Consider the following 13981-nt stretch of genomic DNA (forward strand, 5'->3'; position numbering starts at 1 on the left):
GCAGGAGACCCATCACCGAAGGAGCCACCATGAACCGTCCCACGATCCTCCTCACCACCGCCGCGCTGGCGTTCGGCACGCTCGTCCCGGTGGCCGTCGCCGGCCCGGCGGCGGCAGCGCCCCGGACCGGCGGCACCGCATCCGCCTCGGCGCGCGGCCCGCTCGCCGCCGCTGTCGAGCACAGCCACCCGCAGGTGCTCAGCGTCGCCGGCGCCGGTGTGTACCGGATCGGCGCCAGCCTGAGCACGCTGACCGCGAACGGGCACATCGGCTGGACCGCTCCTGCCTGCGGCGGGGTGGTGCACGCGGGATCGACCGGTTCCTGGGCCGGCGTGTTCGTGCTGGCCTTCCGCGACGGGCGACTGGTGGAGGTCGGTACGGCCACCGCACCGCCGCAGTCCCCCGCCGGCGCCACGGTCGGTATGTCGTTCGACGAGTTGGAGGCGATCTACGGCCGGCGGGGTTCGTTGATCCGCAACGACGCGGGGGACGCCGAGGCGTACCTCGTGCGGGTCGGCTCGCGGGTGGAGCTGTTCACCGGGCACCCGATCCGGCCGGGCGTGGGCTACTTCCAGGTCGGTCCGGCCAGCTTCGTCGAGCGGAACTTCCGGGCGGGTCCGGCCTGCTGAACAGCGTCAACCGTCGGGGCGCCCGGTTTCTGCCGGGCGCCCCGCGTGCTGCCCGGCACACCAGTCTGCGAGCGACACGATGATGTCCCGGTAGACAACACTGTGTGGCACACAGTATGGTGTGACACATGGTTAGCGAGGACGTTCTACGGACGCACCTACAGGAGTTGCGTCGAGGCACCGTCGTGGTGGCCAGCCTGGTCGCGCTGCGCCGACCGGACTACGGCTACGCACTGCTGCAACGGCTCACCGACCACGGCTTCCCGGTGGACGCCAACACGCTCTACCCGCTGCTGCGCCGCCTGGAGGACCAGGGGCTGCTGACCAGCGAGTGGAACACCGAGGAGAGCCGACCGCGCAAGTTCTACCGGACCAGCGACGAGGGCGAGTCGATGCTGAACCGGCTGCTCGACGACCTCGCCGCCGTGCAGGCCTCCATCACCGGGCTGATCCAAGGAGTGGACCGATGAACACCCTGACCAATCGCTACCTCGCCGCCACCCTGCGCTCGGTGCCCGCCCCGCGTCGTGACGAGATCGCCACCGAGCTGCGGGCCTCCATCGACGACATGATCGAGGGCCGGACCGACGGTGGCGCGGACCCGGTCACCGCCGAGCGGGCGGTGCTCACCGAGCTGGGCAACCCGGACGTGCTGGCCGCCCGGTACGCCGACCGTCGGCTCCAGCTGATCGGCCCGACCTACTACCTGCTCTGGCTGCGGCTGTTGAAGCTGCTGCTCAGCTTCATCCCGGCGCTCGTCGGCACGATCGTCACCGTGGTCGACGCGGCCGAAGGAAAGGGTTTCGGGGCCATCGGGCCGGGCATCGTCGTGGCCATGCAGGTGGCCGTGCAGATCGCCTTCTGGCTCACCCTGACCTTCGCCATCATCGAGCGCACCCAGACGGCCGTGCACGTGCCGGAGTGGACTGTCGACCAGCTGCCCGACGTCCCGGCGCACCGTGACGTGTCCCTCGCCGACACCATCGCGTCGGCGGTCTTTCTGGTGGCCACGATCGGTTACCTGCCGTTGCAGCACTACCACTCCTGGGTCCGCGACACCGACGGCGACAACATCCCGGTCCTCGACCCGGCGCTGTGGTCCTTCTGGCTGCCGGCACTGATCGTCGTCCTGCTCGGCAGCCTGGTGTTCGAGATCGTCAAGTACCGGATCGGGCATTGGACCTGGGCGCTGTTCGGGACCAAGGCGCTTGTCAACCTCGCGTTCTCGGTGCCGGTGGTATCGCTGGCGCTGTCCGACCGGCTGCTCAACCCCGCCCTCGGCGAGCGGCTGAGCTGGCTGGCGGACGCGGACAACCGCAACACCATCGGGGTCGCCATCGCGGTGGGCACGGCGGCGATCCTGGTCTGGGACCTGATCGACACCGCTCTGAAGACGCGCCGTCAGACGGCGTGAGTGAGAGCCCATCTCCGGCGGCCCGGCGCGTACCTCGCGTCGGGCCGCCGCCCGTGGCCCGGGTCCGACGGCACCGGTCCGCCCACTGGACGGGCGTGGCGGGCGACGTGGCATCGTTCCCGGATGACCGTGGCACCGCGAGACGAATGGCGCCGACCGGGTCCGACCACCCAGCAGCGCCGCAAGGACCTGTGGCTCGGCCTGGGGATGACCGTGCTGGCGCTGGTCAGCCTCACCCTGGCCCACAGCACCGGGGCGTTCCTGCTGGGCTCGCCGCCGTCCGGGGCGGAGCAACTGTTCTGGACCGTCGCGGTGACGGTGCCGCTGATCTGGCGGCGGCGCTGGCCGGTGACGACCCTGCTGATCGTCTCGGTGGGGTTCATCGCCGCGCAGGCCCGATCGGCCCCGGAGACCCAGTTCTCCTCCTGGGCGTTGTTCTGCGCCCTCTACACCGTCGGCGCCTGGGGGCAGGACCGTCGCCTCGCCCGGCGGCTGCGCATCGGCGTGATCACCACGATGTTCGCCTGGCTGGGGATCTACTACGCGATCACGATCGACCAGATTCCACCCGGGGCCTTCGACGACGCGGCCGGGCCGGTGCCACCCGTGCTCGCCGCGATGGTCACCGGTGTCCTGCTCAACGTGCTGGTCTTCGGCTTCGCGTACTTCTTCGGTGAGACCGCCTGGGTGGCCGCTCGTCGCGAACACGAGCTGCGGACCCAGGCCGAGGACCTGCGCCGGTCGCAGACCGAGTCCCGGGAACGGGCGGTGCTCGGCGAACGGGTCCGGATCGCCCGGGAACTGCACGACGTGGTCGCCCACCACGTGTCGGTGATGGGAGTGCAGGCGTCCGCCTGCCGCCGGGTGTTCGACCGTGACCCCGCCAAGGCCCGCACCGCGCTCACCGCCATCGAGCAGAGCGCCCGCACCGCGGTCGACGAGCTACGCCGGATGCTGGGGGTGCTGCGGACCACCGGCACGGCCGACGCCGCGCCGCCGGCCGGCGGCGACGTCGACCGGATCGGTGAGCTGGTCGAGCGGGCTCGGGCCGCGGGCCTGACGGCAACCCTCGGGGTGTACGGCGACCCGGTCGCGCTGCCCGAATCGGTCTCGCAGGCGCTGTATCGGGTGACGCAGGAGGCGGTGACCAACACCCTGAAGCACGCCGGTGCGGACCTGCTGGACGTGCGGGTCCGCTACCTGGCCCGGGAGGTGGAGGTCGACGTGACCGACAACGGGCGAGCCGGCGGCCGGGTCGACGCCGTCGGGCTGGGCCTGATCGGGATGCGCGAACGGGTCACCGCGCACGACGGCGACCTGGAGGCCGGACCGCGTGCCGGCGGCGGATGGCGGGTACGCGCCCGCTTCCCGCTGGCGGCGACCGACCCACCGGTCGGCGCGCAGCGGGAGCCGCACGACGAACACCAGCCGGCCGTCGACACGGAGGTGACGGCATGAGTGCCGCGCCAGCCCACGAGAGGTCGGGACCGGATCGGACCATCCGGGTGCTGCTCGCCGACGACCAGCACCTCGTCCGCACCGGCTTCCGGGTCATCCTGGAGGTGGAGGACGACATCGAGGTGGTCGGCGAGGCCGCCGACGGCGAACGGGCCGTCGCCATGACCCGGGCCACCCGCCCCGACGTCGTACTCATGGACGTGGAGATGCCCGGGATGGACGGCCTGGAGGCCACCCGGCAGATCACCGCCGACGGACCCGGTGGGCCGGCCGTGCTGATCCTCACGACCTTCGACCGCGACGACTACCTGTTCGCCGCGCTGCGTGCCGGGGCCAGCGGTTTCCTGTTGAAGAACGGCACACCGGAGGAGCTGATCGAGGCGATCCAGGTGCTGGCCAGGGGCGACGGCCTGCTCGCCCCGGAGATCACCCGCCGGGTGATCTCCACGTTCGCCCGTCCCGGAGACCCGGCGGGCACCGCCCACCGGGGGCCGGAGGCGGACGCCGCGCTGGCCGGGCTGACCCCACGGGAACGGGAGGTGCTGGTCCTGCTCGCCGCCGGATCGAGCAACGCGGAGATCGCCGCTGCCATCCACCTGGGCGAGGCGACCGTGAAGACCCACGTCAGTCGGGTGCTGGCCAAACTCGGCCTGCGCGACCGGGTGCAGGCGGTGGTGTTCGCGTACGAGAACGGGGTGGTCCGGCCCGGCGGGTGACCGCCATCCGCCGCGCGACGGACCGCCCGCTCACCCACCGGGCGGACGGCGGGGCGGGGTGTTCGATCTAGCGTGGACTGGTGACCAGAACGCTTCGCCTCGACGGCGTCGACCGTAGCTTCGGCGACCGGCAGGTGCTCAAGAACGTGTCCTTCGAGGTGGCCGCCGGCCGGATGACCGGCTTCGTGGGCGCCAACGGCGCCGGCAAGACCACCACCATGCGCATCATCCTGGGTGTGCTCGCCCCCGACGCCGGTGAGGTGAGCTGGGGCGGCAGCACGTTGACCCCGCGGGACCGGCGGCGCTTCGGCTACATGCCGGAGGAGCGGGGCCTCTACCCCAAGATGACCACCCGGGAGCAGGTGACGTACCTGGGCCGGCTGCACGGCCTGGACGCGCCCGCCGCGAGGCGGGCCACCGACGCGCTGCTGGACCGGGTCGGCCTCGGTGAACGCGGTGACGACCTGCTGGAGACGCTGTCGCTGGGCAACCAGCAACGCGCGCAGATCGCGGCCGCCCTGGTGCACGACCCCGAGGTGCTGGTGCTCGACGAGCCGTTCTCCGGCCTCGACCCCCTCGCCGTCGACACCGTCGTCACCGTGCTGCGGGAACGGGCCTCGGCCGGCGTGCCGGTGCTGTTCTCCAGCCACCAGCTCGACGTCGTGGAACGCCTCTGCGACGACCTGGTGATCATCGGGGACGGGACGATCCGGGCCGCCGGCAGCCGACAGCAGCTGCGCGACTCCTACACCGTGCCCCGCTACGAGTTGGTGGTGGCGACCGACGCCGGTTGGGTACGCGACCAACCCGGGGTGACCCTGGTCGAGCTGGACGGCCCGCGGGTGGTCTTCGACCTGCCGGCCGACGCCGACGAACAGCCCGTGTTGCAGGCGGCCCTCGCGCGCGGCCCGGTGCGCGCCTTCCGCCCGGTCAGCCCCTCGCTCACCGAGATCTTCCGAGAGGTCACCCAGTGAACATCACCCAGGCCACCCGGCTGGTCGCCGAACGGGAGATCCGCGTCAAGCTGCGCGACCGTACCTTCCTGTTCGGCACGCTCTTCTTCCTGCTGATCGCCGCGGCGGGCACCATCCTGCCGCCGCTGCTCTCCGGCGGTCCGGACACGGTGGCCGTCACCCAGGAGGCGGCCGGGCCGCTGCGGGACGCCGGACTCGACGTCCGCGTGGTGGCCGACGACCGGGCCGCCGAGCAGGCCGTCCGCGACGGTGACGTGGACGCGGCGGTGGTCGCCGGTCCGAAGGTTCTCGCGATGGACGAGTCCCCCACCGACGTGGTCCAGGCGCTGAGCAGCTCGCCGCCGGTGCAGTTGCTCGACCCGGACGCGGTCGACCCGGTGGTGGCGTTCCTGGTGCCGTTCGTCTTCGCGTTCGTCTTCTTCATCACCTCGCAGACCTTCGGCCTGCAGATCGCGCAGAGCGTCACCGAGGAGAAGCAGACCCGCATCGTGGAGATCCTCGTCGCGGCGGTGCCGGTACGGGCGTTGCTGGCCGGCAAGGTGGTGGCCGGCGGCATCCTGGCGTTCGCACAGATCGCGCTCATCGCCGTGGTGGCGGTGATCGGCATGCAGATCGGCGACAGCGGCGACCTGCTCAGCCTGCTCGCCCCGGCGATCGGCTGGTTCGTGCCGTTCTTCCTGTTCGGTTTCGTGCTGCTCGCCGCGATGTGGGCGGCAGCCGGAGCGCTCGCCAACCGGCAGGAGGACCTCGCCGCCGTGTCGACACCCGTGCAGCTCGCCGTCATGCTGCCGTTCTTCGCGGTGATCTTCCTGAACGACAACGCGACAGCGATGCGGGTGCTGTCGTACCTGCCGTTCTCGTCGCCCACGGCCATGCCGTTGCGGCTGTTCACCGGCGACGCGGCCGGTTGGGAGCCGTTCGTCTCGCTTGTCGTCCTGCTGCTCGCCACCGGCGCGTTCCTGCTCGCCGGCGCCCGGGTGTACGAGGGATCGCTGCTGCGCACCAACGGCCGCACCTCCCTGCGGACCGCGTGGCGGGAGCGGGAGACGATCGGCTGAGTCTTGGGTTCGCCCAGCGGGCGTCGGTGTCCTCAAGGGACACCGGCGCCCGCTGTGTGCGGCAGCGTTCCGACCGTTGTTCGCAGGCCGTGAACAGGGCGAACGCTCCTACGGTGAGCCGATCCTCACGGCAACGACCTCGTCGTCGCCGGTCCCGGACCGGAAAGGCTCTCGATGAACCCACCGATCGACCCGCGGCACCACAACCACGGACGGCAACTCCGTCGCCTGCTCAGCATGCTGCTCGCAGTCGTCCTCGCCAGCACCCTCGCGGCCCTCGTCCGGCCCGCGCCGGCCGCCGCCGCCCCGGGCGACCTCATCCTCAACGGCACGTTCGACAACGGCAGCACCCAGCCCTGGTGGACCCGCCTCGCCTCGACCAGCACGACGGTCAACGCCGGGCAGCTGCGCATCCGCACCAGCGCGACAGTCGACGACCCCACCTACGAGGACCTGGTCGGCCACTTCGAGTTCGGGGTGACGGCCGCGCAGCCGTACCGGCTGCAGTTTGACGCCTCCGCCGACGTCAGCCGCCCGCTGCGCGTCTCGGTCTCCCGGGCGAACACGCCCTTCACCTCCGCGGTCGACCAGAACGTCACGCTGACGTCCACGATGCGCCGGTTCACCTTCGACTTCGCCTCGCCGTTCGGTGACCCCAGAGCGGTGCTCCTGTTCCACTTCGGCGGGCATGCCGCCTCGACGGTCCGGTTGGACAACATCTCGCTCACACCGTTGGCCGTCGACCCGAACACCGACCCTGTCCTGTACTGGAACGGCATCCTGCTGGACACCTTCAAGGGTCTGCCTTTACCGCCCACCGCCCTGTCCCGACAGGCGGCCATCCTGCACGCGGCGATGCACGACGCCGCCGTCTCGGTCACCGGGGTCGGCAATCCCTACCGGGTACGGGTGCCGGTCAGCTACCCGGGCACCATGGACAACGTCGTGGCACCGTCCCTGCACGCGGCCATCGACCAGGCGGCGCACGACGTGCTGACCGCTCTGTACGACCGCTCCTTCTCCTCGGCCATGGATCGGGCCGTTGCCCGCCGGCCGTCCGGCGTGAATGGCGCAGAGGTCACGCGAGGCAACACGGTCGGCGCCGCAGCCGCCGCCGCGAACCTTCAGGCCCGCACCAACGACGGCTCCGACAACGAGGATCCGTACCAGGTGGAGGGGGTGCCGGGGTCGTGGCGACCCACCGACGGCGAGGACGCGATCAGCCCGAAGTGGGGCCTGGTCACCCCGTTCGCGCTGACCTCCGGCGACCAGTTCCGGCCGGACCTACCCGCCGACGCCGTCGACTACGAGGACCTGCTCGGCAAGCAGGAGTACGTCGACCAGGTCGAGGAGGTCCGCGCATACGGCGCCAAGGGACAGTCTCTGCGCACCTCCGACCAGACGCAGATCGCGTTCTTCTGGGCCAACGACCTCGCGGCCACCTACCGGCCACCGGGCCAACTCTTCGAGCACACCCAGATCGTTGCCAAGCAGCGGAAACTCGGCATCCTGGCCAACGCTCGGCTCTTCGGGCTGGTCGCCCTGGCACTCGCCGACGCCGCCATCGCCGCCTGGGACGCCAAGTACCTGACCGAGATCGACCTGTGGCGGCCGGAGAGCGCGATCGGCGGCGGATGGCAGCCGCTGTCGCAGGACACGAACGGCGTCTCGTTCTCGCCGGCCTTCCCGGCCTACGTCTCCGGGCACGCCACCTTCGCCGGGGCCTGGGCGGCGGTGATGCGCAGGTTCTTCGGCACCGACGCGATCGCCTTCGACGCCACCACCGACGATCCGCACGCAGAGGGCGTCGTCCGGCGTATGAGCGGCTTCGGTCATGCCGCCGAGGAGAACGCGCTAAGCCGGATCTACCTGGGCGTGCACTACCGATTCGACGCCGAAGCCGGGATCGCCACCGGCGACGCCGTCGGGGCGTACGTCTACGCCAACCGCCTGCGGCCGTGAGCCGTCAGTCGGTGTGAACGGGGGGACGCTCCCCGTCCGGTCCACGGGCCGAACGGGGAGCGTCACCCACCCGCCGTAGGTGCTTGCCGATCCGGTCCTCCGGCCAGGTCGCCGGCACGATCGGCTCGCCCGACAATGCGTCCAGCACCCGCCCATCCACTGTCCCACTCACCGGCAGGCCACCCAGCGCCTGGAAGGCGATCACCCGGCTGGTGGTGTCCGAGCCAAACCAGCCGTCCGCCGGCACCTCCAGCCCGCCGCACCAGGTAGCAGCGCACCGGAGATCCCGACCGTCAGCACGCCGAGCACCGCGAGCGTCGCCAGACGAAGCCAGCGACGGGACGGCCAGGGCGCCCCGGGTCGCGGCGTTGCCGGTCCGACGCTGGGGCCGACGCCCACCTGGGCGGTCGCGGACGGGGCGACGTCGGTCGGTGCCGCGTGGCTCTCTGACCGATCCCGCTCGCTGAGGCGCGCCTCGAGGCCCCTCCGCATCTCCACCCATCGGTCGACCTCGGCCGCCGTCATGCCGCAGGCCACCAGCAGCGACAGGACGATACGCTCCCGAGGCAGCGTCGTCCGCCCCAGCATCGAGGCGAGGGTGCTCGGCGGCAGCCAGTGTCCCGCCGCCGAGGCGCGTCGGGCGATCTCCCGATAGGTCAGGCCGGAGCGCCGTCGCACGTCCCTGAGCAACGCCACGTACTCGCTCGCCGTGGCCACCTGTGGCACCGGATCCCGGGCAGCGTCATCCATCAAGTCCCCCCGTGTTGTCGATTCGTCCGGCTCGGACCGGTGCGGGTCCGAGCCCACCGGCCGTCCGCGACCAGCGGCACGGCCATCGAGAAAAGACGCTAGATAAGCCCTTCCACGAGAACAATGCCCTGCTCGAGGGGCTGCGATGTCCAGGCAGCTCAGGGCGGCTTGTCCGGGTCTTGTCCGACCATCTCGGACAGTCGCTCGACGTTGACTTGCCACCGACCCGCCGATATCAGGAGAATTGGACGATGACCACGGGGGAACTTCGACCGGACGAGGCGGCCGACCCGACCGAGTTCATCGAGATGCTGCGTCAGCTCAAGGACCGGTCGCGACTCACGTACCGGCAACTGGAGCAGCGCGCCTCGGCGGCGGGTGACGTGCTGGCTCGCAGCACCGCGGCGGACATCCTGCGCCGCTCCACATTGCCGCGACCGGAGGTGGTGGCCGCGTTCGTTCGCGCCTGCGGTGCCGAGGATCAGGTCGAGACATGGCTACGGGCGCGGCACCGTCTCGCGGTGGGTGCGTACACACCGACCGGGCCGGACCAGCAGCCGACCGACGACGACACCACCTCGGACCCGTCGCCGTCGACCAGCAGCACTGCCGAGGGCCGGCCGAGCGGCAGCACCGCACCCGTGGTGGAGCGCGAAACCCCGGACCGGGCGCGCTGGTTCGCCCGGCGTACGCCGCTGACGCTCGTCGTCGTCGGGGCCCTGCTGGCGGTGCTCGGTCTGGGCTTCTGGATCCAGCGCCCCGACGACGACCAGGACACCGGCCAGCGCGGCACACCGGCCAGTTCGACATCCGACGGTCCCTCGGCCACCCCGGACGTCGACACCAGTCCGACGATCGGGCCGAACGCACGCCTGAGCCAGATCCGCCCAGCCCGCAGCCCGCAGCTCTGCCTCAGCGAGGGGCACGACCGCACCGGCCGCTATCGGAGCGAGGTGATGGTGCAGCGTCCCTGCGCGGACGCCACCCCACCCGACACCTACCTGGAGCCGGCGGCCGGCGGGCTGTACTTCATCAAGTGGGACCACCCGGAGCACGGGACGGGCTGCCTGAGCGTCATCGACGGCAACCCCGGCCAGAACCTGCTCGAACCAACGCAGAGGTGCAGCACGACCGACCCGTTCCAACTGTTCCGCTTCGAGCCGACCGCGGCCGCGCCGGCCTCGTACCGCATCCGGCTGACCAGTTCGGACCTGTGCGTCGGGCTCCGCGACGACGACACCGAGGTGTCGGCCGAGGCGCTCGTCGAGCGGTGCACCAACGGCGCGGACCAGATGTTCCTGGTCGACGGCCTGCCGGGAGGCTGACGACTCCGGTGGATCGACGGCCGCTTAGCGGGCCGGCGGCACCCGATCCCAGCCGGCGGGCAGCGGCGACGCCGACCAGGCCGGGTCGGGCTGCCACGCCGCCCACGCCGGATCCCACCAGCGCTGCCCCGCGTCGAGCAGCGCCGCGATCCGGTCACCCTCGGCCTGGATGGCATCCCCCATGCCCGGATAGCGGCCCTCGACAAGACGCTGGGCGAAGATCTCCACGTCCTTCCAGACGTAGGAGTCGGCGTCCGCGCCCCACCACAGGTCCAACTCGTGGTCCAGCGTGTCCACCCCGATCGGCGTACGCCGGACCGGGTCCTGGAGGTTGAAGTACCAACCGGCGAAGTCGCGCCCGGGGCCGGTCCAGAAGACGTCGACGGAGTGCGCCTCACCGGGGCGTTGCAGCATCAGCTTGCCGTGCCCCGACCAGGAGCGGTGCCCGGCGGTCTCCCACGGGTGACGCCCACACGGGAAGACGCCAGCGGTGGGGAAGCCGAACTCGGCGCCCGGCGGAAGGTAGAGGGCGAGCAGGTCGGGCGAATCCTCGACGACGATCGTCGGGCAGCCGAACCACACCTCGCCGCGCAGGATCTCACGCCGCACGACCACGTCGCCCGGCGCGAACCGGTCCAGCACCAACTCCGCCAGCACGTCCTCGCTCACCGACGGATCGTACCGAGTCGCGGGGCGCCGGGCGGCGCGGACGCTCCGCCCGGGTTGACGGCAGAGCAGGTCGGGCCGCTGACTCCCGCCGGGCGACGGGTGGCCCGGCGGGAATCAGCGCGACCGTACGTGGGTCAGGCGTCGACCGCGGCCATCACGTCGTCGCTGACGTCGAAGTTCGCGTAGACGTTCTGCACGTCGTCGCAGTCTTCCAGGACGTCGATCAGCTTGAAGATCTTGCGGGCGCCGTCCTCGTCCAGCGGCACGTTCATGCTGGGGACGAGAGAGGACTCGGCCGACTCGTACTCGATGCCGGCGTCCTGCAACGCGGTGCGCACTCCGACGAGGTCGGTCGGCTCGGAGACCACCTCGTACGCCTCACCGAGGTCGTTGACCTCCTCGGCGCCGGCGTCGAGGACGGCCATCATCACGTCCTCCTCGGACGTGGCCTCCTTCGGCACGATCACCACGCCCTTGCGGGAGAACATGTACGACACCGAGCCGGCGTCGGCGAGCGAGCCGCCGTTGCGGGTCAGCGCGGTACGCACCTCGGTCGCCGCCCGGTTGCGGTTGTCGGTGAGGCACTCGATCAGCAGGGCGACGCCGTTGGGCCCGTAGCCCTCATACATGATCGTCTGCCAGTCGGCGCCGCCTGCCTCCAGGCCGGAGCCCCGCTTGACCGCGCGGTCGATGTTGTCGTTCGGGACCGAACTCTTCTTCGCCTTCTGGATGGCGTCGAAGAGCGTCGGGTTGCCGGTGGGGTCGCCGCCGCCGATCCGTGCGGCCACCTCGACGTTCTTGATCAGCTTGGCGAACATCTTGCCGCGCTTGGCGTCGATGACGGCCTTCTTGTGCTTGGTCGTCGCCCACTTTGAGTGGCCGGACATCTTCTACCTCCGTTGCTAGCCGCCGGCTGCATCGACCGCACCGCTCACGCCCCGCTCCCGCCGGCGCACGCGGAGGTGCCGGTCAGCTCTGGTGGAAGCCGTGGCGGGCAGATGGCCCTGCCGAATCTCCGCAATCCTACCGACGTCCCCCGGGTCGCTGTCATGCACCGCGCGCGGCGACCTCCCCACGTCCGCCCGAATCGGGCAGACGTGGGGAAAACGGAGTCACATCCCGAATCCGTACGACCCCGTCACCGTGCACTCGACCATCGACCGTTCGTCGCACCGATCATCCAGCCCGGCCCGGTAGCGCCGGAACGACTCCATTGCGGGCAGCGGGCCGGGCAGGTCCGGACCCAGCACGACCTCGACGAAACTCCGGCCACCGTCGAGCCGCAACGTCAGGTAGCGCAGCCCGGCGGGGTTGGTCCGGGCCAACTCCTCGTGGACGGCCCCGAGCAGCCGCAGATGTTCGGCCAGGTGCTCGGGACGCACCCGGTACCGGATCAGCATGGTCTCCATCTCAGCCCACCAGCTCCGCGGCACCGGCCGCCACCCGTGCCGGGTCGACCGAACGCAGCGCTCGGGACCAGGTCACGACCTCGGCGAGCATGGCGGACAACTCCGCCTCCCGGCCGTCACCCGGCGCGAACCGGCCGGCGGTCGGGTCACCCGGGTCGGCCCCGGTGGAGTCGAAGTCGGTGAAGATCGACAGGGCCACTCCGGTCGGCACCACCACCGTCCGTACCTCGGTCAGAATCGCCCGCAGGTGGTCGGCTGCCCGGTTACCGCCCTGCACGCCGTAGCTCAGCACCCCGGCCACCTTGTCGGTCCACTCCGCGTACAGGTAGTCGATGCCGTTCTTGAGCGCGGCCGGGATCGAGCGGTTGTAGTCCGGGGTGACGAAGACGAAGGCGTCGCAGGCGTCTACCACCGCCGCCCACCGCCGGGTGTGCGGGTGCCGGTAGTCGCCGAACAGTGCCGGCACCGGCTCGTCGAGCAGTGGCAACTTCTGCTCCGCGAGGTCGACGAGCGTGCAGACGGCGTCCCCGGCGCGGACCGCCTCGTGCCGCTCGGTGACCTCCATGGCCCACCGGGCGATCGCCGCGCCGCGCCGGCCGGGACGGGTGCTGCCCACGATCAGACCGATCCGCAGCGGTCCTGGGCTCTGTGCGTTTGTCATGACCACGATCCTGTGCGCGACGGGACGGGCCGGGGAGACCGCCGCGAGGATGGCCCTGCCAGGGACACCCATCGGCCAGCGCCGGCTGCCAGACTGGGTCGGTGATGGACGGAGAGCTGGGCGCGTTCCTGCGCAGTCGCCGCGAGGCGCGGCAACCGGCCGAGGTCGGTCTCGCCGAGGGGCCGCGCCGACGCACCCCGGGGCTGCGCCGGGCCGAGCTGGCGACGTTGGCGCAGGTCAGTGTGGAGTACCTGACCCGGCTGGAGCAGGGCCGCGACACCCGGCCGTCGCCGGAGATCCTCGCCGCGCTCGCCGACGCGCTGCGCCTGGACAGCGCCGACCGGGAACACCTGCGGCAGCTCGCCTCGGCCCAGCACGCCCGGCACCTCTGCTCGGGCGACCGGCCGACGGTGTCCCGCACCGTACGGCCAACGGTCCGCGCCATGCTCGACGCGCTACGCGACACCCCGGCGTACGTGCTCAACCGACTCGGCGACGTGCTGGCCTGGAACGAACCGTTCGACCGGCTGGCCCGCCCGCTCGGCCTGCTGGACGGATCGCAACCGAACCTGGTGTGGTTCGTGCTGACCGACGAGCGGGCCCGCGAGCACTACCCGCAGTGGTCGGCGGTGGCCGACCAGCAGGTCGCGCAGCTGCACCTGCTGCGCCGCGGCGACCCGGCCAGCGACGCGTTCGCCGAGCGGCTGGCCCGGACCGTGGGAGCGCCGTTCACCGACCGCTGGCGGCGGCGACCGGTGACCGCCGCACGGGCCGGCCTGCTGACGGTGCGCCACCCGGACGCGGGGCTGCTCCGCCTCGACGTCGAGACGCTGGAGCTGGCCGAGGCCGACCCGCAGCGACTGGTGGTGCAGTTGCCCGCCGACGCCGCCACGGCGACCGCGCTCGACGAGTTGGCGGGCCGCCGCCCGGGGCACCTGCGCGCGGTCGCCGGCTGA

16 protein-coding genes are annotated in these 13981 nt (G+C 71.6%); 10 read left to right on the forward strand and 6 right to left on the reverse strand.

The annotated features are described in order from the left end of the window. Positions 1 to 29: 29 nt before the first annotated feature. The 8 genes from AB0A90_RS11730 to AB0A90_RS11765 all read left to right on the forward strand — a co-directional run bounded on the left by AB0A90_RS11730 (position 30) and on the right by AB0A90_RS11765 (position 8211). Positions 30 to 629: a hypothetical protein gene (locus tag AB0A90_RS11730; protein ID WP_357245337.1), complete on the forward strand. Its 600-nt coding sequence runs from the start codon at positions 30 to 32 to the stop codon at positions 627 to 629. Positions 630 to 757: 128 nt separating this feature from the next. After that, positions 758 to 1099: a PadR family transcriptional regulator gene (locus AB0A90_RS11735; protein ID WP_357245339.1), complete on the forward strand. Its 342-nt coding sequence runs from the start codon at positions 758 to 760 to the stop codon at positions 1097 to 1099. Beyond that, positions 1096 to 2043 (forward strand): permease prefix domain 1-containing protein, encoded by a 948-nt coding sequence (locus AB0A90_RS11740; protein WP_357245341.1) that lies wholly within the window; start codon positions 1096 to 1098, stop codon positions 2041 to 2043. The genes AB0A90_RS11735 and AB0A90_RS11740 overlap by 4 nt, the downstream gene beginning before the upstream one ends. Positions 2044 to 2166: 123 nt before the next feature. Beyond that, positions 2167 to 3501 (forward strand): sensor histidine kinase, encoded by a 1335-nt coding sequence (locus AB0A90_RS11745; protein ID WP_357245343.1) that lies wholly within the window; start codon positions 2167 to 2169, stop codon positions 3499 to 3501. Further along, on the forward strand, positions 3498 to 4217 hold the full coding sequence (locus AB0A90_RS11750) for a response regulator transcription factor (RefSeq protein ID WP_357245345.1): 720 nt from the start codon (positions 3498 to 3500) through the stop codon (positions 4215 to 4217). Before AB0A90_RS11745 ends, AB0A90_RS11750 begins: the two co-directional genes overlap by 4 nt. Positions 4218 to 4297: 80 nt before the next feature. Next, the gene (locus tag AB0A90_RS11755) at positions 4298 to 5191 is read left to right on the forward strand and encodes an ATP-binding cassette domain-containing protein (RefSeq protein ID WP_357245347.1); all 894 of its coding nucleotides are present in this window, start codon (positions 4298 to 4300) and stop codon (positions 5189 to 5191) included. Next, complete coding sequence (locus AB0A90_RS11760; protein ID WP_357245349.1) at positions 5188 to 6249, forward strand: ABC transporter permease; 1062 nt, start codon at positions 5188 to 5190, stop codon at positions 6247 to 6249. Before AB0A90_RS11755 ends, AB0A90_RS11760 begins: the two co-directional genes overlap by 4 nt. A gap of 174 nt (positions 6250 to 6423) precedes the next feature. Beyond that, entirely contained in the window at positions 6424 to 8211 is a 1788-nt protein-coding gene (locus AB0A90_RS11765) for a carbohydrate binding domain-containing protein (protein ID WP_357245351.1), read from the forward strand. A gap of 4 nt (positions 8212 to 8215) precedes the next feature. On the opposite strand, the gene AB0A90_RS11770 is transcribed toward AB0A90_RS11765, so the two are convergent. Both AB0A90_RS11770 and AB0A90_RS11775 read right to left on the reverse strand, forming a co-directional pair. Continuing rightward, positions 8216 to 8416 carry a hypothetical protein gene (locus AB0A90_RS11770; RefSeq protein WP_357245353.1) on the reverse strand — a complete coding sequence of 67 codons (201 nt, stop codon included), beginning with the start codon at positions 8414 to 8416 and terminating at the stop codon, positions 8216 to 8218. Further along, complete coding sequence (locus AB0A90_RS11775; RefSeq protein WP_357245355.1) at positions 8413 to 8961, reverse strand: helix-turn-helix transcriptional regulator; 549 nt, start codon at positions 8959 to 8961, stop codon at positions 8413 to 8415. The genes AB0A90_RS11770 and AB0A90_RS11775 overlap by 4 nt, the downstream gene beginning before the upstream one ends. Before the next feature lie 251 nt (positions 8962 to 9212). Here AB0A90_RS11775 and AB0A90_RS11780 point away from each other — a divergent pair, with 251 nt between their 5' ends. After that, the gene (locus tag AB0A90_RS11780; RefSeq protein ID WP_357245357.1) at positions 9213 to 10286 is read left to right on the forward strand and encodes a helix-turn-helix domain-containing protein; all 1074 of its coding nucleotides are present in this window, start codon (positions 9213 to 9215) and stop codon (positions 10284 to 10286) included. Positions 10287 to 10310: 24 nt separating this feature from the next. Here the strand turns inward: AB0A90_RS11780 and AB0A90_RS11785 are convergent, their stop codons facing one another. The 4 genes from AB0A90_RS11785 to AB0A90_RS11800 all read right to left on the reverse strand — a co-directional run bounded on the left by AB0A90_RS11785 (position 10311) and on the right by AB0A90_RS11800 (position 13025). After that, complete coding sequence (locus tag AB0A90_RS11785) at positions 10311 to 10955, reverse strand: DUF402 domain-containing protein (protein WP_357245358.1); 645 nt, start codon at positions 10953 to 10955, stop codon at positions 10311 to 10313. A gap of 134 nt (positions 10956 to 11089) precedes the next feature. Beyond that, the gene (locus tag AB0A90_RS11790; protein ID WP_357245360.1) at positions 11090 to 11842 is read right to left on the reverse strand and encodes a YebC/PmpR family DNA-binding transcriptional regulator; all 753 of its coding nucleotides are present in this window, start codon (positions 11840 to 11842) and stop codon (positions 11090 to 11092) included. A 225-nt stretch (positions 11843 to 12067) separates the two neighbouring features. Beyond that, positions 12068 to 12364 carry a hypothetical protein gene (locus tag AB0A90_RS11795; RefSeq protein ID WP_357245362.1) on the reverse strand — a complete coding sequence of 99 codons (297 nt, stop codon included), beginning with the start codon at positions 12362 to 12364 and terminating at the stop codon, positions 12068 to 12070. A gap of 1 nt (position 12365) precedes the next feature. After that, positions 12366 to 13025 (reverse strand): NADPH-dependent FMN reductase, encoded by a 660-nt coding sequence (locus tag AB0A90_RS11800; protein WP_357245364.1) that lies wholly within the window; start codon positions 13023 to 13025, stop codon positions 12366 to 12368. A 104-nt stretch (positions 13026 to 13129) separates the two neighbouring features. Here AB0A90_RS11800 and AB0A90_RS11805 point away from each other — a divergent pair, with 104 nt between their 5' ends. After that, on the forward strand, positions 13130 to 13981 hold the full coding sequence (locus AB0A90_RS11805) for a helix-turn-helix transcriptional regulator (RefSeq protein WP_357246153.1): 852 nt from the start codon (positions 13130 to 13132) through the stop codon (positions 13979 to 13981).

Source organism: Micromonospora sp. NPDC049204 (assembly GCF_040647935.1).
Classification (GTDB): domain Bacteria; phylum Actinomycetota; class Actinomycetes; order Mycobacteriales; family Micromonosporaceae; genus Micromonospora.